At 66.3% G+C, this 24149-nt stretch carries 22 protein-coding genes and 1 pseudogene; 12 read left to right on the top strand and 11 right to left on the bottom strand.

The features are described from left to right. Positions 1-4 precede the first annotated feature (4 nt). Entirely contained in the window at positions 5-913 is a 909-nt protein-coding gene (locus tag DN387_RS01360; protein ID WP_054914797.1) for a LysR family transcriptional regulator, read from the bottom strand. A 105-nt stretch (positions 914-1018) separates the two neighbouring features. Between DN387_RS01360 and DN387_RS01365 the strand changes: the two genes are divergently transcribed. Then, positions 1019-1903, top strand: a complete 885-nt coding sequence (locus tag DN387_RS01365) for an MBL fold metallo-hydrolase (RefSeq protein WP_054914796.1) — start codon at positions 1019-1021, stop codon at positions 1901-1903. A gap of 29 nt (positions 1904-1932) precedes the next feature. Further along, entirely contained in the window at positions 1933-2547 is a 615-nt protein-coding gene (locus DN387_RS01370; RefSeq protein ID WP_043860774.1) for an NAD(P)-dependent oxidoreductase, read from the top strand. Between the two features lie 205 nt (positions 2548-2752). On the opposite strand, the gene DN387_RS01375 is transcribed toward DN387_RS01370, so the two are convergent. Next, positions 2753-3619, bottom strand: coding sequence for a LysR substrate-binding domain-containing protein (locus DN387_RS01375; protein ID WP_054914795.1), 867 nt, complete (start codon positions 3617-3619; stop codon positions 2753-2755). Between the two features lie 113 nt (positions 3620-3732). Between DN387_RS01375 and DN387_RS01380 the strand changes: the two genes are divergently transcribed. Both DN387_RS01380 and DN387_RS01385 read left to right on the top strand, forming a co-directional pair. Beyond that, a complete protein-coding gene (locus DN387_RS01380) occupies positions 3733-5373 on the top strand; it encodes a 5-guanidino-2-oxopentanoate decarboxylase (RefSeq protein ID WP_054914794.1) in 1641 nt (546 codons plus the stop codon). Continuing rightward, positions 5367-6803, top strand: coding sequence for an aldehyde dehydrogenase family protein (locus tag DN387_RS01385; RefSeq protein ID WP_054914793.1), 1437 nt, complete (start codon positions 5367-5369; stop codon positions 6801-6803). Before DN387_RS01380 ends, DN387_RS01385 begins: the two co-directional genes overlap by 7 nt. 78 nt (positions 6804-6881) lie before the next feature. On the opposite strand, the gene DN387_RS01390 is transcribed toward DN387_RS01385, so the two are convergent. Further along, positions 6882-7808, bottom strand: coding sequence for an AraC family transcriptional regulator (locus tag DN387_RS01390; protein ID WP_054914792.1), 927 nt, complete (start codon positions 7806-7808; stop codon positions 6882-6884). A 204-nt stretch (positions 7809-8012) separates the two neighbouring features. Here DN387_RS01390 and DN387_RS01395 point away from each other — a divergent pair, with 204 nt between their 5' ends. Next, positions 8013-8321, top strand: coding sequence for a putative quinol monooxygenase (locus DN387_RS01395; protein ID WP_043860779.1), 309 nt, complete (start codon positions 8013-8015; stop codon positions 8319-8321). A gap of 40 nt (positions 8322-8361) precedes the next feature. Further along, positions 8362-8592, top strand: coding sequence for a hypothetical protein (locus DN387_RS01400; RefSeq protein WP_054914791.1), 231 nt, complete (start codon positions 8362-8364; stop codon positions 8590-8592). On the opposite strand, the gene DN387_RS01405 is transcribed toward DN387_RS01400, so the two are convergent. From DN387_RS01405 to bglX, 6 genes and pseudogenes are all read right to left on the bottom strand, one after another. Then, a complete protein-coding gene (locus DN387_RS01405; protein WP_043860781.1) occupies positions 8593-9198 on the bottom strand; it encodes a flavin reductase family protein in 606 nt (201 codons plus the stop codon). Positions 9199-9322: 124 nt separating this feature from the next. Then, positions 9323-9511, bottom strand: a pseudogene (locus DN387_RS01410) (heme utilization protein); the annotation flags it as partial. 318 nt (positions 9512-9829) lie between these two features. Beyond that, positions 9830-11146, bottom strand: coding sequence for an MFS transporter (locus tag DN387_RS01415; protein WP_043860783.1), 1317 nt, complete (start codon positions 11144-11146; stop codon positions 9830-9832). A gap of 163 nt (positions 11147-11309) precedes the next feature. Beyond that, complete coding sequence (locus tag DN387_RS01420) at positions 11310-12653, bottom strand: sigma-54 dependent transcriptional regulator (protein WP_054914790.1); 1344 nt, start codon at positions 12651-12653, stop codon at positions 11310-11312. Then, positions 12647-14404, bottom strand: coding sequence for an ATP-binding protein (locus DN387_RS01425; protein WP_054914789.1), 1758 nt, complete (start codon positions 14402-14404; stop codon positions 12647-12649). Before DN387_RS01425 ends, DN387_RS01420 begins: the two co-directional genes overlap by 7 nt. 63 nt (positions 14405-14467) lie before the next feature. Then, positions 14468-16762 carry a beta-glucosidase BglX gene (bglX, locus tag DN387_RS01430; protein WP_054914788.1) on the bottom strand — a complete coding sequence of 765 codons (2295 nt, stop codon included), beginning with the start codon at positions 16760-16762 and terminating at the stop codon, positions 14468-14470. 184 nt (positions 16763-16946) lie between these two features. Here bglX and DN387_RS01435 point away from each other — a divergent pair, with 184 nt between their 5' ends. The 4 genes from DN387_RS01435 to DN387_RS01450 all read left to right on the top strand — a co-directional run bounded on the left by DN387_RS01435 (position 16947) and on the right by DN387_RS01450 (position 20250). After that, complete coding sequence (locus DN387_RS01435) at positions 16947-17543, top strand: LemA family protein (RefSeq protein WP_043860787.1); 597 nt, start codon at positions 16947-16949, stop codon at positions 17541-17543. Continuing rightward, on the top strand, positions 17543-18280 hold the full coding sequence (locus tag DN387_RS01440) for a YgcG family protein (protein ID WP_054914787.1): 738 nt from the start codon (positions 17543-17545) through the stop codon (positions 18278-18280). The genes DN387_RS01435 and DN387_RS01440 overlap by 1 nt, the downstream gene beginning before the upstream one ends. A 26-nt stretch (positions 18281-18306) precedes the next feature. Continuing rightward, positions 18307-18924: a TPM domain-containing protein gene (locus DN387_RS01445; protein ID WP_043859748.1), complete on the top strand. Its 618-nt coding sequence runs from the start codon at positions 18307-18309 to the stop codon at positions 18922-18924. Between the two features lie 108 nt (positions 18925-19032). Then, on the top strand, positions 19033-20250 hold the full coding sequence (locus tag DN387_RS01450; RefSeq protein WP_054914786.1) for an SAM-dependent methyltransferase: 1218 nt from the start codon (positions 19033-19035) through the stop codon (positions 20248-20250). A gap of 88 nt (positions 20251-20338) precedes the next feature. Here DN387_RS01450 and DN387_RS01455 read toward each other — a convergent pair whose 3' ends face one another. Together DN387_RS01455 and DN387_RS01460 are read right to left on the bottom strand one after the other, a co-directional pair. Next, a complete protein-coding gene (locus tag DN387_RS01455; protein ID WP_043859746.1) occupies positions 20339-21226 on the bottom strand; it encodes a DMT family transporter in 888 nt (295 codons plus the stop codon). A 163-nt stretch (positions 21227-21389) separates the two neighbouring features. After that, positions 21390-22418 (bottom strand): DUF4917 family protein, encoded by a 1029-nt coding sequence (locus DN387_RS01460; RefSeq protein ID WP_054914785.1) that lies wholly within the window; start codon positions 22416-22418, stop codon positions 21390-21392. A gap of 191 nt (positions 22419-22609) precedes the next feature. Here DN387_RS01460 and DN387_RS01465 point away from each other — a divergent pair, with 191 nt between their 5' ends. Together DN387_RS01465 and DN387_RS01470 are read left to right on the top strand one after the other, a co-directional pair. Then, complete coding sequence (locus DN387_RS01465; RefSeq protein ID WP_043859744.1) at positions 22610-23149, top strand: RNA polymerase sigma factor; 540 nt, start codon at positions 22610-22612, stop codon at positions 23147-23149. Next, positions 23142-24110 carry a FecR family protein gene (locus DN387_RS01470; protein WP_054914784.1) on the top strand — a complete coding sequence of 323 codons (969 nt, stop codon included), beginning with the start codon at positions 23142-23144 and terminating at the stop codon, positions 24108-24110. Before DN387_RS01465 ends, DN387_RS01470 begins: the two co-directional genes overlap by 8 nt. Positions 24111-24149 lie beyond the last annotated feature (39 nt).

Genomic DNA, 24149 nt, shown 5'->3' on the forward strand with positions numbered 1-24149 from the left:
CCGGTCAGTCCAGGCCGTGGTCCCAGTGGGGCGGGTCGGTGAAGCGTGCCGCCAGAAAGTCGAGCATGCTGCGCAGGGTTGCGGGCATGTGCTTGCGCGAGGTGTACACCGCGTTCAGGCCCAGTTCGCGGGGCCTGGCCTCGGGCAGCAGGCGTACCAGCGTGCCGCTGCGCAGGGCTTGCCACACCAGGTAGGTGGGCAGCATGGCGATACCGGTGCCGGCCAGGGTGGCGCGCTCCAGGGTCAGGGCCTCGTTGGCGCTGATATTGCCTTGCACCGGCACCGACACCTGTTCGCCGTCGACCTCGAAATGCCAGAGGCTGTGGCCGAAGTACGAATGGGTCAGGCAGTTGTGCTGGCTCAGGTCCTGCACCTGGCGCGGTACGGGGTGCTCGCGCAGGTAGGCTGGCGAGGCGCACACCACCGAGCGGCACACACTCAGGCGGCGGGCGATGAGGTTGGGGTCCAGGTCGTTGCTGACGCGGATGGCCAGGTCGATGCGTTCGTCCACCAGGTTGACCGTGCGGTCGAGCATCTGCAGGTCGACCTTCACCAGCGGGTAGCGCTTGACGTAGTCCGCCACCGCTTCCACCAGTTGCGCATGCCCGAACGAGGTACTGACGCTGATGCGCAGTTCACCCCGCGGGGCGTCATCCGGGGCGCCCACTGCCGCGTGCAGGTCGCCCACCAGTTCCAGCATCTGCCGGCAGCGCGGCAGGGTTTCCAGACCGGCGGCAGTCAGGCTCAGCTTGCGCGTGGTGCGCTGCATCAGACGCGCGCCCACCCAGTCTTCAAGTTCGGCCAGGTAACGCGAAACCACCGGGCGCGACAGGTCCAGTTGGTCGGCGGCGGCCGACTGGCTGCCCAGGTCGACTACGCTGACGAACACCTTCATTGCGGTGAGACGGTCCATGATCTGCCCGATTTCAGAAACAAACTATGTTGGAGCATCGCATTTTTTGTGATGGTTCGTGCAACTAAGCTGTGCCTCATCGATGACTTGAACAGGTATTGCTTGATGGCTGCTTTCTTTTCCCTGCGTCGCCTGCTGCTGGCGTGTGCCGCTTTAGGTGCGATCACCCAGGCCGTTGCCGGCAACGCACCGCTGAAACTGGACGTGTACAACCCCGGCAGCGAGGCGCTGTTTCCGGTCAGCTCGGTGATCGTCAGTGGCCAGCACGAGGCGATTCTGGTGGATGCACAGTTCGGCAAGGGCCAGGCCGAGCAGGTGCTGAAGAAGCTTCGCGATAGCGGCAAGCAACTCACCACCATCTACATCAGCCATGGCGACCCGGACTATTACTTCGGCCTCGACACCCTGACCCGTGCCTACCCCAAGGCCAAGGTGCTGGCGTCGCAGGCGACGGTCGCGCACATCAAGCAGACCATGGCTGCCAAGCTTGCCTACTGGGGCCCGCAGATGGGGGCCGACAAGCCCGCCCGGCTCATCGTGCCTGACGTGCTGCCCGGCAACGTGCTCACCATTGAAGGGCAGCGTCTTGAAGTGATCGGCCTGGACGGCCCGCAGCCCGACCGCAGCTTTGTATGGGTCCCGTCGATCAAGGCGGTGGTCGGCGGGGTAGTGGTGGCCGAGAACCTGCACGTGTGGATGGCCGACACCCAGTCGGCGCAGTCGCACAAGGACTGGCTCGCGACCCTGGCGCGCATCGAGCAGCTGGCGCCGCAGACGGTGGTGCCGGGGCATTACCTGGGGCAGAGCAAGGGGTCGCTCGAGGCGGTGCGCTTCACCGCCGATTACATCCGCGCCTTCGATGCCGAAACCGCCAGGGCGGCCAACTCGGCCGAGCTGGTCGCTGCAATGAAAAAACGTTACCCCGGCCTGGGCGAGGAGAGCTCGCTGGAGCTCGGCGCCAAGGTCGCCAAGGGCGAAATGAAGTGGTAAGTGTCGTTCAATCCTGATCGGAGGTTTCCATGAGCAAGATCGCAATCATCGGTGCTACCGGACGTGCCGGCAGCCAGTTGCTGGAAGAGGCCCTGCGCCGTGGCCACAGCGTCACCGCCATAGCCCGCGACCCGTCGCGCCTGCAGGGGCGCGAAGGGGTGAGCACGGTAGCCCTGGACGTGACCCGGGGCGAGGGGCTGGAGCAGGCCGTTGCCGGGCATGACGTGGTGCTCAGCGCCGCGCACTTTGCCACGGTGCCGGCGCAGGCGATCATCGGGCCGGTCAAGAAGGCCGGGGTCAAGCGCCTGCTGGTGGTGGGCGGGGCGGGCAGCCTGCTGCTGCCGTCAGGGGAGCGCGTGATCGACGCGCCGGACTTCCCCGAGGCCTACAAGGCCGAGGCGAGCGCAGGTGGCGATTTTCTGCAGGCCTTGCGTCAGGAGCAGCAACTGGACTGGACCTTCCTGTCGCCGTCGGCGGAGTTCGTCGAAGGCGAGCGCACCGGTAGCTACAGGGTGGGCAAGGATCACCTGCTGGTCGACGCGAAGGGCAGGAGCTGGATCACCTTTGCCGACTATGCGATTGCGTTGCTCGATGAGGTAGAGAAGCCAGCGCATTCGCGTCAGCGCTTTACTGTGGGGTACTAGGGGCTGTATGAAAAGTCTTGAGACGAAGGTCAGGCAAGGCGAAAACAGCCGAGGAAGCGGAGTTTACGGGTTGTAAATGAGCATTCCGAGGCTGTTTTCAACGCAGCATCACCGAGTATCAAGGCTTTTCGTACAGAGCCTAGAAAGCATTCGCCGGCAAGGCCGGCTCCTACAGGTATAGGAGCCGGCCTTGCCGGCGAATGCATCAACGCGGTGCCCCTGCCTGCCCGCCCAACCACTCCAGCAAGGCCATCAACCCCGGCGCCGCCACCTGCGCGGGCCGCACCAGGTAATAGCCCTTGCCGGTCTTGACCCGCAGGTCGAACGGCATCACCAGCCGTCCGCTGGCCAGGTCATCGCCGATCAACGCCCAATCCCCTATCGCCACCCCGGTGCCCTGGGACGCCATCGACATGGCCATGTCCAACGTTTCGAAATGCTGGCGCCGGCCTTGCCTGGGCAGTTGCACGCCGGCTGCGCCAAGCCAGGTCGCCCAGTCCTTCTCGTCCCGCGCCGGGTGCAGCAGCATGTGCTTCTGCAGATCATCCAGCGTGCGCAACGGCAACTGCGGCGCGCACACCGGTGTCAGTTGTTCATCGAACAGCTTCAGCACCTGCAGGGCCGGATCAGGCTCGGCGCCATACACCACCGCCGCATCGAACGCTTCCCGGCGAAAATCCACCCCGTGCTGCACCGTGGTGGTCAGCTCCACCGGCACTTCCGGGTGCAGCGCCTGCCATTCCATCAGGCGCGGCAGCAACCAGCGCATCACGCAGGTCGGCGCCTTCAGTTGCAGGGTGGTGCGCTGCGCGCCCACCTGCTGCACGCCTTCCTCGATCAGCCCGAATACCTGCTGCACCCGCGGCAGCCAGTCCTGGCCCTCGCGGGTCAGGCTCAGGCCGCGTGCCTGGCGCACGAACAGCGCGTAGCCCAGGTGTGCTTCCAGGCCGGCGATCTGGCGGCTCACCGCGCCCTGGGTCAGGTGCAGTTGCTGCGCCGCACGGGTGAAGTTGCAGCATTGCGCAGTGATCAGGAAGGTGTGCAGGGCAGGCAAGGGAGGCAGGCGTTTCATCGGGGTAAGCCATGAGCTGTAGACATGGCTAGTATGAGGATTTTTGCATTGTGCCGGTAGCGCCTGGCGGGTCCAATCAGGTCTTGTTCCAGAATGATTCCAGGCAGACCACCATGGCGACTTGCGGCGAAGTATTGGTAAAACTCCTCGAAAACTATGGCGTCGACCATGTTTTCGGCATTCCCGGCGTGCACACGGTCGAGCTGTACCGCGGCCTTCCCGGCTCGACCATCCGTCATATCACCCCGCGCCACGAGCAAGGCGCAGGCTTCATGGCTGACGGCTTTGCCCGTACCCGTGGCAAGCCTGGGGTGTGCTTCATCATCACCGGCCCGGGCATGACCAACATCACCACCGCCATGGGCCAGGCCTATGCCGACTCGATCCCGATGCTGGTGATCTCCAGCGTGCAGTCGCGCAATGCCCTGGGCGGCGGTCGCGGCAAGCTGCACGAGCTGCCCAACCAGGGCGCGCTGGTCAGCGGTGTGGCGGCGTTCTCGCACACACTGATGAGCGCCGATGACCTGCCGGCCGTGCTGGCCCGTGCCTTTGCGGTATTCGAGGGCGCGCGCCCGCGCCCGGTGCATATCGAGATCCCGCTGGACGTGCTGGTCGAAGACGCCGATCACCTGCTTGGCTGCGAGCCGGTACACATCGCCCGCGCCGGTGCCGCGCCAGGGCCGGTGGCGAGCATGGCGGCGCTGCTGGCCGCTGCCCGCCGCCCGTTGATCCTGGCCGGTGGCGGTGCCATCGACGCAGGCGCCGCACTCGCCCGGTTGGCCGAGCACCTGCAGGCGCCCGTTGCACTCACCATCAATGCCAAGGGCGTGCTGGCCTCCGGGCACCCGCTGCTGATCGGCTCGACCCAGTCGCTGGTGGCGACCCGTGCACTGGTGCGCGAGGCCGACGTGGTGCTGGCGATCGGCACCGAGCTGGCCGAAACCGACTATGACGTCACCTTCAAGGGCGGCTTCGAGATCCCCGGCACCCTGCTGCGCATCGACATCGACCCGGACCAGTGCGTGCGCAACTACCCGCCCAGGGTGGCACTGGTGGCCGATGCAGAGCAGGCGGCGCAGGCCCTGTTGCTGGCCCTGGCCGAGCAGCCGGCGCCACCGCGCGAAGGCGAGTGGGGCGCGGCGCGGGCAGCGCGCCTGCGCGATACCCTGGCCAGCGAATGGGATGCGGCCACGCGGGCGCAGACGCTGTTCCTCGACAGCGTGCTGCAGACGTTGCCCGATGCCGTGCTGGTCGGTGATTCGACCCAGCCGGTGTACACCGGCAACCTGACCCTGGACCTCGACCAGCCGCGCCGCTGGTTCAACGCCTCGACCGGCTACGGCACCCTCGGCTACGCCTTGCCGGCGGCCATGGGCGCGTGGCTGGGCAGTGCGGAGCAGGCGGATCGACGCTTGCCTGCGGTGTGCCTGATCGGCGACGGCGGCTTGCAGTTCACCCTGCCGGAGCTGGCCAGTGCGGTGGAGGCTCAGGTGCCGCTGATCGTGTTGCTGTGGAACAACCAGGGTTACGAGGAGATCAAGAAGTACATGCTCAACCGCGCCATCGAACCGGTGGGCGTGGATATCCACACCCCCGATTTCATTGGCGTGGCCAAGGCCCTCGGTTGCGCCGCCGAAGCGGCGAGCGGGGTGGCGCAACTGCGCGAGGCGTTGTTGCGTGCCCGCCAACGCAGTGGCCCGAGCCTGATCGAGGTCGACCAGGCAGCGTGGATGCAGGCGGTGCAACCATGCTGAACCTGCCCGGTATCTACATCGAGGGCGCGTGGCATCACGGCGCGCAGCCGCTCACGGTAATCAACCCGAGCACCGGGCAGTCCCTGGCCGAGGTGGCCGGGGGCGATGGCGATGCAGTCGCCTGTGCCGCCATGGCGGCGCAGGCCGCTTTTGCCGGCTGGTCGCGTACCACCGGGGCGCACCGTGGCGAGTTGCTGCACAGGATCGCGCGGGGTGTGGAGGCCCGCCGCGAGCGGTTGATCGAACTGCAATCGCGCAACAACGGCAAGCCCCTGGCCGAGTCGGCGATGGACGTCGACGATGTGGTGGCAACGTTCGAGTACTACGCGGGCCTGGCGCAGGCCCTGGACAGGCAGCAGGACCAGCCGCTGGCCTTGCCCAGCGAGGATTTCAGCGCCCGCCTGCGTCGCGAGCCGTGCGGTGTGGTCGGCCTGATCGTGCCGTGGAACTTCCCGATGGTGACCACCGCCTGGAAGCTGGCCCCGGCGTTGGCGGCAGGGTGCTGCGTGGTGCTCAAGCCGTCGGAGGTCACGCCCCTGGCCGAGCTGGAACTGGCCCGGATCATCGCCGACTGCGGCCTGCCGGATGGGGTGTTCAATCTGGTGTGCGGCACCGGGCTGGCGGTGGGGGCACCGCTGACGAGCGACCCGCGTATCGCCAAGGTGTCGTTCACCGGCAGCAATGCGGTCGGCGTGCAGGTGATGCAGCGCGCGGCCGAGACGGTCAAGGGGGTGAGTCTGGAGCTGGGCGGCAAGTCGTCATTGCTGGTGCTGGAGTCGGCCGAGCTGGAGCTTGCGCTCGAGCTGGCCTGCGCCGGCGGCTTCTTCAATGCCGGGCAGATGTGCTCGGCCACCAGCCGCGTGCTGGTGGCCGATGCGCTGTACGACGCCTTTGTCGACGGGGTGAAGGCACGGGCTGCGGCGATCCGGGTGGGTGACCCGTTTGCCGGCGACAGCGACATGGGGCCGCTGGTCAACCAGGCCCAGTACCAGCGCGTGCTGGGGCACATCGAGCGTGGCATGCACAGTGGCGCGCGCTTGCTGTGCGGTGGCAAGCCGCTCGAACACGCCGCTGGGTACTTCATCGAGCCCACGGTGTTTGCCGAGGTACCGCTGGACAGTGCGCTGTGGCGCGAGGAAATCTTCGGCCCGGTGCTGTGCGTGCGTCGGGTGGCCAGCGAAGCCGAGGCGGTGGCGTTGGCCAACGACAGCGAGTTCGGGCTGGTGGCCAGCGTGGTAGGTGCAGACCCGGCGGCCGCCGAACGGGTGGCCGACCAGTTGCAGGCCGGGCTGGTGTGGATCAACGCACCGCAGGTGATCTTCCCGCAGGCAGCGTGGGGTGGCTACAAGCAGAGCAGCCTGGGGCGCGAGCTGGGGCCCTGGGGGCTGGCGGCTTTTCAGGAGGTCAAGCATGTGGTGAGGGCGGTGTAGCGTTCTTCGCCGGCAAGGCCGGATCCTACAGGCGACCGCGTACTGCCTGTAGGAGCCGGCCTTGCCGGCGAAAGCGATCTAGAGCGCGCTACGCAACCTTGCCATGTCCCGCAGCGGTGGCGCGCCATACAGCCGGCTGTACTCGCGGCTGAACTGCGACGGGCTCTCATAGCCCACCCGATACCCCGCCACCGACGCCTCCAACCCATCGTTGAGCATCAGCCGCCGGGCTTCCTGCAAGCGCAGTTGCTTCTGATACTGCAACGGGCTCATCGAGGTCACCGCCTTGAACCGGTGGTGCAGCGTCGAGGCACTCAGGTTTACCTCCCGTGCCAGGTCGTCGATGCGCAGCGGGCGCTGAAAATGATCATTGAGCCACTGGATGGCCTGGCACACGCGGTGGGTCTGGGTGTTGGCCATGGCGATCTCGTACAGCCGCGCACCCTGCTGCCCACGCAGCAGGCGATAGAGAATCTCGCGACGGATCAGCGGCGCCAGCACGGCAATGTCCTTGGGCGTATCCAGCAGGCGGATCAGGCGCAGCAATGCATCGAGCATCTGGGTGTCCAGGCGTTCGATGAACACCCCCCGCGACGACGGCTGCGACGGCACGCCCATCGGCCCGGCCTCGGCGATCAGGCTGTTGATCTCGGCCGGGTCGATGTCCAGGCGAATGCCCAGGCTGGGGTTCTGCGGGCTGGCCTCCAGCAGTGCACCGCTGATCGGCATCGCCACCGACACCACCATGTAGTGCAGCGGGTCGTACACATAGGTCTCGTCGCCCAGGCAGATCTCCTTGCGGCCCTGGGCCAGGATGCACAGCGCCGGCTGCGCCAGGGTCGGCATCGAGCGGGTGCTCTGCTCGTAGCGGCTCAGGTGCAGGTCGGCGATGGCCGAAGGCACCGTGCCGCTGGGGCAGTGGCGAACGACCAGCCCGGCCAGTTCCTGGCGCAGAAGCTCCAGGGCCGGGTCCAGCAACGGTGGGGTGGGGTCTGGGGCTGACATGTGCGGGTTCCTCTGCCGATGGGCGCAGCATAGGTTCGCGCACGCCGGGGCGCTAGCCGAATGCTGCGCGGTTCTTGCCTGATCCTGCGACGGGTGCAGAATCAGGCAAGCCGTCGACAGGAATCGCCTAACGCCGCGCGTGGCCTGGGCCGTAGCCTTGGCAGCCTGGGTTTTCTTCCCTGGCCGCTTCAAGGAGCACCGCACATGACGTCATCACAACCGGTCAGCCATCTTTCCTTCGTGCGCGCCAGCGTCGGCCGTTCGGCCGAGCTGGGCGTGCGCCTGCAGCAACTGCTCGAACCGTCGCGGCAAACCCCGGGGTGTCTGCATTTCAGCGTGCAGCGTTCCACCTGCGATGCCGACCTGTGGTTGCTCAACGGGGTGTGGGCCGATACTTCGGCGCTGCACGACTACTTTGCCTCGCCCAGCCTGCAGCTGTTTGGTGAACTGGTGCAGGCGCGGGTGGTGGACAGCCTCGACCTGCAGACGTTCACCGAGCAGCCGGCGAGTTAGAATGGCGCCTTTCCGGCAACCGATGTGGATGTGAGAGGCAATGGCACGTAAAGAATTCGACGTATTCGAGGCTGTTTCGGCGGTGGTGCCGGGCGAGGGTGGCTACAGCGCCGCGATCGCGGTCAAGGCCCTGGGCGCTGGCGGCGCACCGCGTTTTCACAAGGTGCTGCCAGGGCAGGTATTCAAGACCGCACTGGAGGCCGATGACGCTGCAGTGGTCGAACTGCAGCGCCTGAACGGCGTCAGTGACGACGCCGAACTGATCTGGTGATCAGGCCTGCGGGCGGGCCATCTTGAACAGGTTGCCCAGCTCGAAGTAATCCGCCGGGCCGCCGCCGCGCAGAATCGGCTCGGCGGCCGCGGTGTCGTAGATCCCTTCCTTGAGCAGGTGCTCGGCAATGTGCACCGCTACCACTTCGCCCAGAATCAGCCAGCTTGGCACCAGCGCCTGGTCGGCACGTTGCAGTTGCACGATCTGGGTCACCTTGCATTCGAACGACACCGGGCTTTCCTGCACCCGGGGTACCGCAATCACCCTGGAGGCTGCCGGGGTCAGCTGGCTCAGGGCGAACTCGTCGACCTCTGGCGCCACGGCGGCGCAGCTCTGGTTCATGGCCTCGGCCAGCGGGCGTGTGGCCAGGTTCCAGGCGAACTCGCCGGTCTGTTCGATGTTGTTCAGGCTGTCTTTGCGCCCGACGCTGCAGAACCCGATGATCGGCGGAATGTAGTTGAAGGCGTTGAAAAAACTGTAGGGCGCAAGGTTCAGGCGGCCGTCGCGGTCCTGGGAGGAGATCCAGCCGATCGGGCGCGGGCCGACGATGGCGTTGAACGGGTCGTGGGGCAGGCCGTGGCCTTTTGCGGGTTCGTAGTAGTACATCATCGGGCCTTGTGGGCGGAGGGTGCGCCTAGTGTGCCAACAGTTGCCGGCCCTGAAAATGACTAAGCCCGGCCGAAGCCGGGCTGTGGCGCTGCATCGGCTGTCAGCTGATGCGGTGGGCCTGGGTGCGGTCGAAGCCATCTTCGACGAAGCGATGCGCGTTGGTGTGATCGAAACCGTCTTCTGCCACGGTGGCGGGCTGGGCGTGTTCCACGGCGAAGTTGTGCGCGTTGGTGCGGTCGAAGCCGTCTTCGGCGAAAGCGTTGGCGGCCAGGACAGAAAAGGTGAGGGCCAGCATCAGTTTGGTTTTCATGGGGGTTACTCCGGTGGTGAGGGGTTGTCTGTTGCTATGGGTTTGATTTTACGCCCGTTAATTTGATTAAAAATCACAAAATATTGCCTATATAAATCTATTAAATAGATACATAAGAAAGCGGTTGGCCTCTGCTGGCAAGCCAGTGCCCTCAGTGTTTTGCGAGCGCCGAAGCACCCAGGGGCGCTGGCTTGCCAGCCAGGAGGACGACTCGGTTCTGAGTGGGCCCAGCATCGCGCACCCGCATTAATGCCGAATTAAGCCCACAAAAAAGGGGCCTCCATCGCTGGAGGCCCCTTGTCTATTGCAGCAAACCGATCAGTCGGTCTCGATCCGCGAGTTGTTGCGGGTGTCCTTCATGAACACGTACACCAGCAGCGAGACGGCAATGCACGCCGTGACGTACCAGTAGTAGCCGGTCTCCATGTTGATGCTCTTGAACCACAGTGCCACGTACTCGGCCGTGCCACCGAAGATCGACACGGTCAGCGCATACGGCAGGCCCACGCCCAGCGCGCGGATCTCGGTGGGGAACAGCTCTGCCTTGACCACCGCGTTGATCGAGGTGTAGCCGCTGACGATGATCAGTGCTGCCATGATCAGGAAGAACGCACCCCACCAGGTCTCGATGGTGTGCAGCGTGGTCAGGATCGGCACGGTGAAAAGGGTGCCCAACACACCGAAGGCGATCAGGATCGGGCGACGGCCGATCTTGTCCGACAGGCCGCCGATCACCGGCTGCAGGCACATGAACAGGAACAGGGTGGCCGCCGAGATCATGGTCGAGTCACTGATGCTCATGCCCACCGTGTTCACCAGGTACTTCTGCATGTAGGTGGTGTAGGTGTAGAACGCCAGGGTGCCGCCCATGGTCAGGCCGACCACGGTCGCCAGTTCCTTGGGGTGGCGCAGCAGGGTGCGCATCGAGCTTTCCTTGGCCTTTTCCTTCTTGGTGAACGAGGCCGTCTCTTCCATGCCGCGACGCAGGTACAACGCCACCACCGCGCACAGCGCGCCGATCACGAAGGGTACGCGCCAGCCCCACGAGTACAGCTGCTCGGTGGTCAGGGTCTGCTGCAGGATGATCAGCACCGCCAGCGCGATGAGCTGGCCGGAGATCAGCGTGACGTACTGGAAGCTGGAGAAGAAACCGCGACGCTCCTTGGTTGCCATCTCGCTGAGGTAGGTGGCCGAGGTGCCGTATTCACCCCCCACCGACAGGCCCTGCATCAGGCGTGCGATCACCAGCAGCACCGGCGCGGCGACGCCGATGGTTTCGTAGCTGGGTGTCAGGGCGATGACCAGGGAGCCGGCGCACATCAGCAGTACCGAGGCCATCAGCGCGGCCTTGCGGCCCTTGCGGTCGGCATAGATACCCATCAGCCAGCCACCGATCGGGCGCATCAGGAAGCCCACGGCGAAGATCGCGGCGGTGTTGAGCAGTTGGGTGGTGGTGTTGCCGGCCGGGAAGAAGGCCTTGGCGAAGTACAGCGAGAACGCCGCGTAGACGTACCAGTCGTACCATTCGACCATGTTGCCGATGGAGCCGGAGAAAATCGACTTGAGGCGGCTGGAGGTGGTTTTTTCAGCGGGTGCGGCCGCTGCCCCAGCAGGCAGAGAGGTGGAGTTATCCATTGAAGCAACCTTCTAGTTGTTTTTGTGGTGCGCGTGTAAACGCGGCCTGACAGGGCCATAGCAGGACCCGTGCCAGCCAGCGAAGGCCCGGTTTAGAAGGGTTTTGCAGGTTGAATGAGCGGAAATCCGCTCATTGGCGGCGCAGCGATAGGCAAGAATCCGCCTATGGGCCGGGGCGTTCGAGGAAGTCTTCGCGCACCAGTGCGTGGCGTTGCATCTTCTCGTTCAGGGTGCGTCGGGGCAGTTGCAGCTCCTCGAGCACCGCCTTGATGTCGCCCTGATGACGGCTCAGGGCGGCGCGCAGGCACTGGGCCTCGAAGGCTTCCTGCTGAGCAGCCAGCGATTGCCCGGTATGCGCCACTGCCGCCGATTGCGCATCGTCCAGGCCCAGGGCGTGGCGCTCGGCGGCGTTGGCCAGTTCGCGCACGTTGCCCGGCCAGTCGTGGCTGAGCAGCCGGCCCAGTTGTGCGCCACTGGGGTCGGCGGCGCTGCGGCCCAGGCGCTCGGCGGCGGCGCGGGCAAAATGGGCAAACAGCAGGGGGATGTCTTCGCGCCGCTCGCGTAACGGCGCCAGGCGCAGTTCGGCCACGTTCAGACGGTACGCCAGGTCTTCGCGAAAGCGCCCGGCGCGGGCTTCGAGCAGCAGGTCGGGCTTGGTGGCGGCAATGATGCGCAGGTCCACGCTGATGCTCTGGTTGGCGCCCAGGCGCTCGAGCTTGTGCTCCTGGATCACTCGCAGCAGCTTGGCCTGCTGGGCCAGCGGCATGCTCTCGATCTCGTCGAGGAACAGCGTGCCACCGTTGGCATATTCGAGCTTGCCGATGCGCTTGCCCTGGGCGCCGGTGAAGGCGCCGCTCTCGTGTCCGAACAGCTCGGCCTCGAACAATTGCTCAGGGATCGCCGCACAGTTGAGCGCCACGAACGGCTTGTCGGCCCGCGGGCCGAAATCATGCAGGCACCGCGCGACGCGCTCCTTGCCGCTGCCGGTTTCGCCGCGTATCAGCACATTGACCGGCAGCCCGGCCAGGTCCAGCACCTGGCGACGCAGTTGCTGCAGGCCAGGCGACATGCCCAGCAGGGTGTTTTCCAGGCGCACCTTGAGGTCGGCCTGTTCATGCAGTCGGCGGTTCTCCAGCACCAGCTGGCGTTTCTCCAGGGCGCGGCGCAGGCTGCCGAGCAGGCTGTCGGGGCTGAAGGGCTTTTCCAGAAAATCGTAGGCGCCATTGCGCATGGCTTCGACCGCCATCGGCACGTCGCCATGCCCGGTAAGCAGAATCACCGGCAGGTCGGCATCACGCCCCTGCAGTTGCTCCAGCAGTTGCAGGCCGCCCATGCCGGGCATGCGCACATCGCTCAGGATCACCCCGGGAAAGTGCTCGGGCAGCTGTGCCAGACACGCCTCGGCACGTTCGAACAGCTGCACCTCGAAGCCGGCCAGGCTCAGCCACTGCTGCACCGCGGTACGGATGCTGGCCTCGTCGTCGACGACAATCACCGCATTCAGCATGCAGGCTCCGGGTCGCAGGGCAGGGTCAGGCTGAAACGCGCACCGCCTGGCTGGTTGTCGACCTGCAGGCGCCCGCCGGCTTCATGGATGATGCCGTAGGAAATCGCCAGCCCAAGGCCCAGCCCTTCGCCCACCGGTTTGGTGGTGAAGAATGGGTCGAACACGCAGCCCAGGTGCTCCTGCTTGATGCCGCCGCCGCTGTCGAGCACGCTCAGGTGCCAGTGGTCATGCTGCTTTTCGATACGGATCTCCAGGTGTTTCCAGGTTTTGTCGGCCATGGCGTCCAGGGCGTTGCGCAACAGGTTGATCAACACCTGTTCCAGGCGGATGGCGTCGCCGCGTACCCAGGCCGGACGCGCCAGGTACAGCGCGGTGCTGACGCCCTCGGCGCGGATGCGCGGGTCGAGCAACTGTAGCGCCTGGTCGACCACGGTGGCCAGGTCCAGACGTTCGCGCAGGCCGCTGGGGCTGTTGCGGGCAAAGGTTTTCAGGTGTCCGGTAAGGGCCGCCATGCGCGTGAGCATCTGTTCCAGCGGCTGCAGGGCCTGGCGTGCTTCGTCCAGGCGCTCGTTGTCGAGCAGCAGGCGCAGGGTGGCCAGCTGCATGCGCTGGGTGGTCAGCGGCTGGTTGAGCTCGTGGGCCAGCGCGGCGGACATCTGCCCCAGCGCCGCCAGCTTGGTCGACTGCACCAGGCCCTCCTGAGCCATGCGCAGTTCATGGGTGCGTTCCTCCACCAGGCGCTTGAGCTCGTCGCGGCTGCGCTGGCGCAGGCGGGCCAGGCGCAGGCGCTGGCTGATGAACAGCACCGCGAACACCAGGGTCAGCCAGACGGCGGCGGCCGTCAGCCCGGCGTTGCGCTCGTCATCCCCGGTGCGCGGTGTGCGCAGCAGGTGCAGGGTCCAGCCCTCGGCTTCCAGCGGCAGGCTTTCCCACAGGTAGTCGGTGTCGCCTTCGGGGCGCTGCACGCGCACCAGGTGGCTGTTGTCGTCAAAGCGGGTCAGCACCTGGCGCTGCAGGGGCAAGAGCGACTTCTTGTCGTACTGGCGGGTGGCGTCCAGCTCATTGAAATCGGCCGCCGATAGCGGGTTCAGCTCGCGGTAGCGCCAGCCGTCCTGGTTGGCCAGGAAGATGATCCCGCGGGCGTCGCTGACCAGCAGCACGTCGCTGCCCTGGCGCCATTCGCGCTCAAGCTCGGGAAACTCCAGCTTGACCACCATGGCCCCGAGAAACCGCCCCTGGTCGCCCAGCACCGCGCTGGACAGAAAGTAGCCGGGAATGCCGCTGGTCACCCCCACCGCATAGAAGCGCCCGCTGCCCTGGGTGCGGGTCTGCTTGAAGTACGGTCGAAAGCCGTAGTTCTGCCCCACGTAGGTGGTAGGCAGGCGCCAGTTGCTGGCCGCCACGGCCAGGCCGGTGTGGTCGAGCAGTTCGAGGGTGGACGACCTGGCGGCGCCGTTGATGCGTTCGAGCTTGCGGTTCAACGCGTCCTGGGTCGCTTCGCCCACCGGGCCGCCGAGGGCTGCGATGAGTTCGGAGTCCAGCGCCAGCACAGCGGGCAGGGCGCGGTAGCGTTCGATCAGGGTGTGCAGCGAGTTGGCGTACAGCGCCAGTTGCTGGCTGGCCCGCTGGGTATCGTCGAGCATGGCTTGACGCTTGGCCTGATTCATCGCCCAGCCGGCGGCCAGCAGGGTGCCGGCGGTGATCAGCAGCAGAATCAGGCCCAGTCGCACGGCGCGGTAAGTGAACGGCATGGCAAGCAGTACCCTGGCAGGGGGGAAGGCTGCCAGGCGCTTCCCCGTGAACGTCACAGCGACTTACAGCAGCTCGAAGCGTTGCTGTTGCACGGTTTCGGAGTCCAGGCCGACCTGGACGTTGAACTCGCCAGGTTCGGCAACCCACTGCAACTGGCTGTTGTAGAACTTCAGGTCGTCCGGCTGCACGGTGAAGTGCAGGGTGCGCTCCTCGCCGGCCTTGAGCATGAACTTCTGGAAGTTCTTCAGTTCCTTGACCGGGCGGCTCATCGAGGCGGCCACATCCTGCAGGTACAGCTGCACCACGGTTTCGCCGTCACGCTGGCCGGTGTTCTTCACGCGCACACTGACCTCCAGGCTCTGGCCCTGTTTCAGTGTCGTGCTCGACAGGCTCGGTGCCGACACACTGAAGGTGCTGTAGCTCAGGCCGTAGCCGAAGGGGTACAGCGGGCCGTTGGGCTCCTCGAAGTACTGCGAGGTGTAGTTGCCGGGCTTGCCGGGGGTGAACGGGCGGCCGATGCGCAGGTGGTTGTAGTACATCGGGATCTGCCCCACCGAGCGCGGGAAGGTGATGGCCAGCTTGCCCGAGGGGTTGTAGTCGCCCAGCAGCACGTCGGCGATGGCGTTGCCGCCCTCGGTGCCGCTGAACCAGGTTTCCAGGATGGCGTCGGCCTGCTCGCGCTCCCACGCCAGCGACAGCGGGCGACCGTTCATCAGCACCAGCACCAGCGGTTTGCCGGTGGCCTTGAGGGCCTTGATCAGCTCGCGCTGCACCGCCGGGATCTCCAGGGTGGTGCGGCTGGACGATTCGTGGGACATGCCCCGCGATTCGCCGACCACGGCCACCACCACGTCCGACTGCCTGGCGGCCTTGACCGCTTCGTCGATCAGCACGGCAGCCGGGCGCGGGTCATCGACGATTTCCGGGGCGTCGAAGTTGAGGAAGTTGAGGTAGTCGAGCACGGCCTTGTCGCCGGTCACGTTCGAGCCTTTGGCGTAGAGCACCCTGGCCTTGTCGCCCAGGGCACGGCGCAGGCCCTCGCGCACGGTCACCGACTGGTGCGGGCGACCGGCGGCGGCCCAGCTGCCCATCATGTCGATCGGGGCATCGGCCAGCGGGCCGACCAGGGCGATGGTGCCGGACTTTTTCAGCGGCAGGGTCTGCTGGCGGTTCTCCAGCAGCACCAGGCTGCGACGCGCCACGTCCCGTGCGATGTCGCGGTGCAGGCGGCTGTCGGCATAGGTGTCGGCCGGGTCGTCCTTGGCCTGGCCGATGCGCCGGTACGGGTCGGCGAACAGGCCCATGTCGTACTTGGCGCCGAGAATCTCGCGCACCGCGTTGTCCAGCTCGGCCGGGCTGACCGCGCCGGACTTGAGCAGCCCCGGCAGTTCCTGGCCATACAGCGTGTCGTTCATGCTCATGTCGATGCCGGCCTTGATCGCCAGCTGCGCCGCCTGCTTGCCATCGGCGGCCACGCCGTGGCGCACCAGCTCGGTGATCGCCCCATGGTCGCTGACGGTCACGCCCTTGAAGCCCCAGTCGCGGCGCAGCAGGTCGTTCATCAGCCAGGTGTTGGAGGTGGCGGGCACACCGTTGATCGAGTTCAGCGCCACCATCACGCCGCCGGCACCGGCATCGATGGCGGCGCGGTAGGGCGGCAGGTACTCGTTGTACATGCGCGTGGGGCTCATATCGACCGTGTTGTAGTCGCGCCCGCCTTCCACCGCGCCGTACAGTGCAAAGTGCTTGACGCTGGCCATGATGCTGTCGGCGTTGGCCGGGCTGCGGCCCTGGAACGATTCGACCATCACCCTGGAGATACGCGACACCAGGTAGGTGTCTTCGCCAAAGCCTTCGCTGGTACGGCCCCAGCGCGGGTCGCGGGCAATGTCGACCATGGGCGCGAAGGTCATGTCGATGCCGTCGGCGGCCGCTTCCAGGGCCGAGGTACGGCCGACCTGGGCGATGGCCTGCATGTCCCAGCTGGCGGCCAGGCCCAGGCTGATCGGGAAGATGGTGCGGTGGCCGTGGATCACGTCATAGGCGAAGAACATCGGGATCTTCAGGCGCCCGCGCATGGCGGCGTCCTGCATGGGCCGGTTCTCGTCACGGGTGATCGAGTTGAAGGTACCGCCGATGCGCCCGGCGGCGATTTCCTCGCGGATTTTCTCGCGCGGCATTTCCGGGCCGATGCTGATCAGGCGCAACTGGCCGATCTTTTCCTCGACGCTCATCTGCTTGAGCAGGTTGGCGATGAACGCCTGTTTGTCTTGCAATGGCGCGGCGGCAGGCGAGTCAGCGAAGGCCGACTGGCTGGCCAGGCTGACGAGCAGGCCCAGCAAACACAGCTTGTTCATGAATTCTGTTCTCAAGGCTGCGGCAGTCGTCACGGTGCAGACTGGCAAGCCGAAGTTGGGGAAGCGGCTATTGTTGTAGTTTGCTGGGGCATCTTTTAGCCGATTGGGCCATCACGATCCAGCGGCGGCGTCGGATTATGCCTCAAGTCCGGCGCATTTCGAGCACTCACGGAGCGTAGCGACAATGCAGGTATCGAACAGAGCACGGTTGTGGCTGGTGCTGGCACTGGCCAGCCTGCTGGCCGGTTGCGGCATCAACAACATTCCCCAATACGACGAACAGGTCAAGGCGGCCTGGGCCCAGGTGCAGAACCAGTACCAGCGCCGTGCCGACCTGATTCCCAACCTGGTCGAAACGGTCAAAGGTTACGCCAGGCAGGAGCAGGCCACCTTGACCGCGGTCATCGAAGCGCGGGCCAAGGCCACCTCGATCAAGGTCGATGCCAGCACCCTGGACGATCCTGAAAAACTGCGCCAGTTCCAGGCCGCACAGGCCCAGCTGGGCGGTGCGCTGGGGCGCCTGATGGTGGTCTCGGAGCGTTACCCGGACCTGAAGTCGAACCAGAACTTCCTGGCCCTGCAGTCCCAGCTCGAGGGTACGGAAAACCGTATCGCGGTGGCGCGCAAGGACTTCATCGCCGCCGTGCAGCGCTACAACACCGAGATCCGTACCTTCCCCGGGCGCCTGTGGCACAGCGTGATGTACAGCGACATGCCGCTGCGCGAGAACTTCGAGGCCACCAGCGCCGATGCCGACAAAGCGCCTGAAGTGAAATTCTGATGCGTGTGCTCAAGGCGGCGCTGCTGCTGGTGCTGCTGGCGGCGAGCGGCTGGCTGTGGGCCGCGCCCCAGTTCCCGGCGCTCAGTGCACGGGTGGTGGACCAGGCCGAGCTGCTCGACGGCGCCACCCGCAGCCAGCTTGAGCAGATGCTCAAGGCCCACGAGCAGGCCACCGGCGAGCAGGTCGTGGTGGTGACCCTGGCCAGCCTGCAGGGGCAGGCCATCGAGGACTATGGCTACCAGCTGGGGCGCCACTGGGGCATCGGCCAGCAAGGCAAGGACAACGGTGCGCTGTTGATCGTCGCCCCCCAGGAGCGCAAGCTTCGCATCGAAGTCGGCTATGGCCTGGAGGGCCGCCTGACCGATGCCCAGGCCTCGGTCATCATCAACAGCGTGATCACCCCGGCGTTTCGCCGTGGCGACTTCAGCCAGGGCATCGTGCTTGGCACGGCGGCCATCCTTCAGGTGCTGGGCGGCGCACCGCTGGACGAGCCGGCGCGACCTCTGGCAGACGAGGCGCAGCAGCAAGGTGCGCCGGTCTGGGCGGTGGGCCTGTTCATCCTGATGATCATCATCGTGTTCGCCCTGCAGGGCCTTGGCGGGGGTGGCCGCGGTGGGCGCGGGGGCTTTGGCGGTGGTCTTGGCGGCGGTTTCGGGGGCGGCCTGGGCGGTGGCGGCGGTGGCTTCAGTGGCGGCGGCGGCAGTTTCGGCGGGGGCGGGTCCTCCGGCGGCTGGTAACTACACGACAAGAGACACACACGTACATGGCATTGCTCAGTGAATACGAACAGCGTCAGGTGGCCCAGGCCATCGCCCAGGTAGAACAGCGTACCGATGCCGAGCTGGTGACGGTGCTGGCGGCGCGTGCCGACGACTATGCCTATATCCCGTTGCTGTGGGCCAGCCTGCTGGCGCTGGTGGTGCCGGGCGTCCTCTATTACCTGAGCGGCTGGCTGAGCGTGCATGGCCTGCTGTTGGCGCAGTGGCTGACCTTCATCGTGCTGTGCCTGGTGTTCCGCCTGCCGCGCCTGACCAGTTGGCTGGTGCCGCGCAGGGTGCGCCACTGGCGTGCGTCGAACCTGGCGCGGCGCCAGTTTCTGGAGCAGAACCTGCATCACACCGTGGGCCGCACCGGGGTGCTGATCTTCGTCAGCGAGGCCGAGCGGTATGTGGAGATCCTGGTGGACGAGGGCATCTCCAGTCGCCTCGACAACCAGGCCTGGGACGCCATCGTGCGCACCTTCACCGCCCAGGTGCAGCAGGGCCAGACCCTGCAGGGCTTTGTCACCTGCATCGAGGCCTGTGGCGAGCTGCTGGCGGCCCATGTGCCGGTGACCCAGGCGCGCAACGAGCTGCCCAACCGGCTGGTGCTGCTGGGCTGAGGCATGCGCGCTGATCGACAAATGCTGTGCCTGGGGCGGTCATCCACGTAAAATGCGCGCCATTGCGCGCCTGCGGGCGCCCCCCGCAACCCGAGGCACCCACTCCCCATGTCCGCAACCCCCACCGCCCAGGCCGCGCCGGATGCGCGTGCGCAGTTTCTGGCGCTGCTCGCCACCAGCCTGCACCAGCACACCTTCATCAAACTGGTGCTGGCGCGCCATGTCGGCGCCGAGGTCGACCTGCAGCGGGTAACGGCCAAGCCGCTGACGATCAAGGGGCAGGCCAGCCTGTCGTTCGTGTACCGCTACAAGACCCGCGACATCACCCGCAACCTGGCGCTGGACGAGGCGCTGACGTTGATCGGTGAACTGTTGCCGGCTTCGTTTCGCAACGCGCACCTGCTCAGCCTGAACGACGAGGTGCAGCTGGAGTTCACCAAGAAGGGCAAGCCGATGCTGCATCGCAACGCCGTGCAGCAGGCGCGCGAGGCGGTGACCGGCGAGCATGATCGCGAGAAGAAGCGCTACCTGGAGCTGAGCCGGCCGTTTCTGCACGACCTGGGCGTGACCGACAAGCAGCAGGCGCTGATTCCGGCGATGTCGCGCAAATGGAAGCAGATCAACAAGTTCATCGAGGTGTTCTCCCATGCGCTGAGCAGCGCGCCACTGGCGGCAGATCAGCCGGTGCGGGTGGCGGACTTCGGCTCGGGCAAGGGCTACCTGACCTTCGCGATCCACGACTACCTGCGCAACACCCTGCAGCGCGAGGCGCAGGTGACGGGCGTGGAGTTGCGCCCGGACATGGTCGAGCTGTGCAATGCCGCCGCCGCGCGCCTTGAGCATCCGGGGCTGAAGTTCGAGTGTGGCGATGTGCGCAGCGTGGTGCCCAGCGCCATCGAGGTGATGATCGCCCTGCATGCCTGTGACATTGCCACCGACTACGCGATTCATACCGGTATTCGCTGTGGCGCGGCGATCATCATGTGCTCGCCGTGCTGCCACAAGCAGATTCGCCCGCAGATGCACAGCCCGGGGTTGCTCAAGCCGATGCTGCAGTACGGCCTGCACCTGGGGCAGCAGGCCGAGATGCTCACCGACAGCCTGCGTGCGTTGTACCTGGAGGCCTGTGGCTACGAGACCAAGGTGTTCGAGTTCATCTCGCTGGAGCACACCAACAAGAACAAGATGATCCTGGCCACCCGGCGGCGCGAGCCGGTGGCGGCGCAGGCGTTGCTGGAGAAGATCCAGGCGCTCAAGGCGTTCTATGGGGTCAAGGAGCATTGTCTGGAGACGCTGCTGCGGGCCGATGGCTTGATTCCTGTCTGAACCTCACCACCGTCATCGCGGGTCAAGCCCGCTCCCACAAGGATCACCCTTACCTGTGGGAGCGGGCTTGACCCGCGATGGCGGCACCTCAGACCTTGACCGGTGCCGGATGCACCCGCGCCTTGCGCCCCAGCACTACCGTCAGAATCACCCCGCCGGCAAACACCCAGGTGATCGGCGCCACCTGCTCGCCAAAGAACAGCGCCGACAGCGCGATGGTGAAGAAGATCTGCAGCAGCTGCACCTGGCTCACCCGTGAGATTCCGCCCAGCGCCAGCCCGGCGTACCAGGCAAAAAAGCCGATGAACTGCGAAAACAGCGACACATAGCCGAACGCCCACCAGGCCCGCGGGCTGATCGCGCCCTCATGCTGCAGCGCCAGGTACACCACCGGCCCCAGCAGCAGCGGGCTGGACAGCACCAGCGCCCAGCAGATCACCTGCCAACCGCCCATCTCCCGCGCCAGGCGGCCGCCTTCGGCATAGCCCAGCCCGCCCACCGCAATCGCCGCCAGCATCAGCAGGTCACCGGCCTGGATGTGTCCGGCGCCCATGATCATCGCGTAGGCCACCACCAGTGCGCTGCCCAGCGCCGCCCATGCCCAGAACGCCGTGGAAGGTCGCTCGTGGGACAGCCACGCCGCATACACCACCACGCACAAGGGTTGCAGGCCGTTGACCAGTGCGCCGTGGGAGGCCGGCACGCTCTGCATGGCCCAGGCCGACAGCACCGGGAAACCGAGAATCACCCCCAGCGCCACCAGGCTCAGGCCCTTGACCTGCTGCCAGGTGGGCCACTTTTCACGGCGCCACAGCAACAGCGCCGCTGCCGGGATCGCGGCCACCAGGGCCCGGCCCAGGCCGTTGAGCAGCGGGTGCATCTCCTGCACCACGATGCGGGTCATGGGCAGGGTCAGGCTGAAGATGATGACGCCGAGCAGGCCGAGGGCCAGGCCGGTGTTTTCGCGGGTAGACATGAGCGCGCCTGAGGGCTGGAGGGGCCGCTCATTGAGCCACAGGTGGGGTGGGGAATCTGGTTACAGTTGGCAACAAAGGTGTCCGTACAGTTGGGCGTCGCGCCGGCCTTTTCGCCGGCAAGGCCGGCTCCTACAGGCTTCGCGCCCTCCTGTGGGGGCCGGCCTAGCGCCGACGCCGCCCCACTGCCTTGGGCGGCGGCGCGGGCACATTCGCCAGCGCGCCCAGCGGGTGCGTGGTGGCATCGAAAAAATGCAGTTCGATGCCCGGGCACGCTTCGAACACCCGCGCGTAATGCTGCTTCTGGCTCACGATGGCCGCCTCGTTCACCGGCAGGATCGAAATGGCCAGGTGTGTCGGCTGCGCCTGCCTGATCGCCTCCACCAGGTGCCGGTCGGCACGGTCCAGGTGATGCCCGAACACGCACAGCCCCTCGCGCTGCGTCGCCAGCGCGGCGTAGCACCAGGTCAGGTAATCGGACCCGCGAATCGCCCGCAGCTTGTTGTCGCTGCTGTCTTCATTCACGAACAGCGGCACATCGCCCGGGGTGTTGATGGCAAAGCCGTCGAGCAACTGGCTGCCGCTGGCCGCCCGCTGGCGCGTGGTGCCGTGCTGGGTGCGCAGCAGGTGCAGGCCGCCATGCAGGTAGTGCATTCGCGTGCCCGCCCCCTGAGCCCGGCTGACGTCGAAATCGCCTTCCTCGTCGAACAGCTCGGCAAAGCCGTGCGGCGCCTGGTTCACGGCCCAGTGACAGAGCAGGTCGTAGTTGCTGGAAAACACACGCTGGTAGGTGCGCAGCTCGGCGTTGATCGCGGCCAGGTGGGCAGTGGGCAGCAGCTTCCAGGGAATGTGCACGCTGCGCACGGCGTGGATCAGCGCTTCCTTGATCGCGTAGTAGCGGTTGAGCGGTGCCGACGAACTGATCGCCAGCGCGGCATTGACCTGCACGGTGGTGTTCAGGGCACTGAGGACCGGCGCGAACAGCTCGCTGTTCATCGATTTGAACAGTGCCTGGTCGGTGAGGCCGAGGGGCTTGTGGCGCACGCGCTGGGCCAGCTCGAACAGCGAAAAGTAGGCGAACGGGCGCCAGATGGCGCGGCTGGTACCGTTGCCCAGCAGCAGGCTGGTGCACGGGTGGGCGGTATTGAGGTGCGGCCAGGCCGCCAGGGTTGCGTCGACGTCGGCGAGGGGCATGTGGATCTCGTAGGGATTTGTTGCACGTTGGCAGGGCGCGACTGTAGCACGCCGGCGCGTTGTCATCAGCGCTCCGGAACCTGCGGTGTCTGCCACCGGGTACTGAGGGCTGGCCGAAGGCAGAGGGAGTGTGTGAGAATGATACGAATTCCCATTAATGTTTTGTCTGCCTTATCACGCGCCGGACGCCCATGACCTCGCTTTCAACCCCCTGGACGGCCGGCGCGCCGTCGTTTGCGGCTGTCGCCGACGAGCTGCTCGCGCACTACACCGACCTGCGTCGCTACCTCGGCAGCCGACTGCGCAACCCCGATGATGCGGCCGATATTGCCCAGTCGAGTTTTGCCCAGGCCTACGCGCATGCCCTCAATGCCCCGGTGATCAATGCCCGTGCGCTGCTGTTCCAGGCGGCGCGCAACCTGTGCATCGACCAGTTTCGCCGGCGCAGTCGCGAGCTGGCGGCGCTGGAGGACTGGCTGACACGGGCCGACGGGCTCACCCCCAGCGTGGAAGAGATCCTGATTGCCCGCGAGCAGTTGCAGCAACTGATTGCGCGTATCGAGCGCATGCCGCGCCTGCGCCGCGAGGTGTTCGTGCGCGTGCGCCTGCATGGCCAGAGCCATCGCCAGGTGTGTGACGAGCTGCAGCTGTCGGCCAAGGCCGTGGAGCTGCACATCGGCCGCGCGGTGTTCGACCTGTCCGAACTGAGCCAGGCCTGCCGTCATGTCTGAGGCGCGGCCGGTTTCGCCACGCAAGATACAGCAGGCGCTGGGCTACCTGGCGGGGCTGCACAGTGACGACCCCTCCCGTGTGCGCGAGGTGAGCGGGCAGTTGCAGCGCTGGCGCAACAAAAGCAGCGAGCATGAGCGTGCCTGGCTGGAGGCCGAGCAGCGTTGGCAGATGATCCATCGGCTGACCCCGCAGTTGCGCGGCTCGCTGGCCCCCGAGCCGGTCAACCTCGGCCGGCGTCGCCTGCTGCGCCAGGGTGCCGGCCTGCTGGCGGTGGTCGGGTGCGGTGCATGGCTGGGTTGGCTGTGGCAGCGCCGGCCACAGTTCGACCAGATGCTGCTGACCGAACATGCAGCGCCCGCACGTAATGTACTGCTGCCCGACGGCAGCCAGATGGTGCTGGCGGCCGAAAGCAACGTGCAGGTGAAGTACAGCAACGGCCAGCGCGAGGTCATGCTGGCCCACGGCAATGTGTTTTTCGACGTGGCCCACGAGCGCCTGCGCAGCTTCCTGGTCAGCACCCGGCTGGGGCAGGTGCAGGTGCTGGGCACCGCCTTCAGCGTCAGCGACCGTGGCGGCGATATCCAGGTGGCGGTGACCCGCGGTCATGTGAAGGTGCGCGGCCTGGATGGCGAGACCCGCGAACTGCTGGCCGGCGACCGGGTGCGCCTGGGCGAACCCGGTGTGCCGGGGCCGGTGGAGCATCACCCGCAGGCGGCCCCGAACGCCGAGCACTGGCGCCAGGGCTGGTGGTCGTTCACCGATGCACCGCTGGCCGAGGTGATCGACGAATTCAATGCCTACAGCAACCGTCAGGTGCGGCTTGGCGAGGGAGCAGCCGGGCTGCGCCTGACCGGCAGCTTCCCCAGCGACCGCCCCGACATATTGCTGAACGCCTTGCCCAGGGTGCTGCCGCTGAGCCTGATGCAGAAGGGTGAGTACACCTGGCTGCAGCTACGTTGAAATTTTTTTGAGGGGTAGTGGCCAGCTAGCGCGTCTTCC

It is taken from the genome of Pseudomonas sp. FBF18, assembly GCF_024261405.1.
Classification (GTDB): Bacteria; Pseudomonadota; Gammaproteobacteria; order Pseudomonadales; family Pseudomonadaceae; genus Aquipseudomonas; species Aquipseudomonas palmensis.

Excerpts from the sequence above, each read along its gene's own strand:
- DN387_RS01425 (WP_054914789.1), bottom strand. The coding sequence starts at position 14,404 with ATGCCGTTCACTTACCGCGCCGTGCGACTGGGCCTGATTCTGCTGCTG.
- DN387_RS01365 (WP_054914796.1), top strand. The coding sequence starts at position 1,019 with ATGGCTGCTTTCTTTTCCCTGCGTCGCCTGCTGCTGGCGTGTGCCGCT.
- DN387_RS01385 (WP_054914793.1), top strand. The coding sequence starts at position 5,367 with ATGCTGAACCTGCCCGGTATCTACATCGAGGGCGCGTGGCATCACGGC.
- DN387_RS01380 (WP_054914794.1), top strand. The coding sequence starts at position 3,733 with ATGGCGACTTGCGGCGAAGTATTGGTAAAACTCCTCGAAAACTATGGC.
- DN387_RS01375 (WP_054914795.1), bottom strand. The coding sequence starts at position 3,619 with ATGAAACGCCTGCCTCCCTTGCCTGCCCTGCACACCTTCCTGATCACT.
- DN387_RS01420 (WP_054914790.1), bottom strand. The coding sequence starts at position 12,653 with ATGCTGAATGCGGTGATTGTCGTCGACGACGAGGCCAGCATCCGTACC.
- DN387_RS01360 (WP_054914797.1), bottom strand. The coding sequence starts at position 913 with ATGGACCGTCTCACCGCAATGAAGGTGTTCGTCAGCGTAGTCGACCTG.
- DN387_RS01460 (WP_054914785.1), bottom strand. The coding sequence starts at position 22,418 with ATGCCCCTCGCCGACGTCGACGCAACCCTGGCGGCCTGGCCGCACCTC.
- DN387_RS01450 (WP_054914786.1), top strand. The coding sequence starts at position 19,033 with ATGTCCGCAACCCCCACCGCCCAGGCCGCGCCGGATGCGCGTGCGCAG.
- DN387_RS01400 (WP_054914791.1), top strand. The coding sequence starts at position 8,362 with ATGGCACGTAAAGAATTCGACGTATTCGAGGCTGTTTCGGCGGTGGTG.
- DN387_RS01395 (WP_043860779.1), top strand. The coding sequence starts at position 8,013 with ATGACGTCATCACAACCGGTCAGCCATCTTTCCTTCGTGCGCGCCAGC.
- DN387_RS01445 (WP_043859748.1), top strand. The coding sequence starts at position 18,307 with ATGGCATTGCTCAGTGAATACGAACAGCGTCAGGTGGCCCAGGCCATC.
- DN387_RS01440 (WP_054914787.1), top strand. The coding sequence starts at position 17,543 with ATGCGTGTGCTCAAGGCGGCGCTGCTGCTGGTGCTGCTGGCGGCGAGC.
- DN387_RS01405 (WP_043860781.1), bottom strand. The coding sequence starts at position 9,198 with ATGTACTACTACGAACCCGCAAAAGGCCACGGCCTGCCCCACGACCCG.
- DN387_RS01470 (WP_054914784.1), top strand. The coding sequence starts at position 23,142 with ATGTCTGAGGCGCGGCCGGTTTCGCCACGCAAGATACAGCAGGCGCTG.
- DN387_RS01390 (WP_054914792.1), bottom strand. The coding sequence starts at position 7,808 with ATGTCAGCCCCAGACCCCACCCCACCGTTGCTGGACCCGGCCCTGGAG.
- bglX (WP_054914788.1), bottom strand. The coding sequence starts at position 16,762 with ATGAACAAGCTGTGTTTGCTGGGCCTGCTCGTCAGCCTGGCCAGCCAG.
- DN387_RS01370 (WP_043860774.1), top strand. The coding sequence starts at position 1,933 with ATGAGCAAGATCGCAATCATCGGTGCTACCGGACGTGCCGGCAGCCAG.
- DN387_RS01415 (WP_043860783.1), bottom strand. The coding sequence starts at position 11,146 with ATGGATAACTCCACCTCTCTGCCTGCTGGGGCAGCGGCCGCACCCGCT.
- DN387_RS01455 (WP_043859746.1), bottom strand. The coding sequence starts at position 21,226 with ATGTCTACCCGCGAAAACACCGGCCTGGCCCTCGGCCTGCTCGGCGTC.
- DN387_RS01465 (WP_043859744.1), top strand. The coding sequence starts at position 22,610 with ATGACCTCGCTTTCAACCCCCTGGACGGCCGGCGCGCCGTCGTTTGCG.
- DN387_RS01435 (WP_043860787.1), top strand. The coding sequence starts at position 16,947 with ATGCAGGTATCGAACAGAGCACGGTTGTGGCTGGTGCTGGCACTGGCC.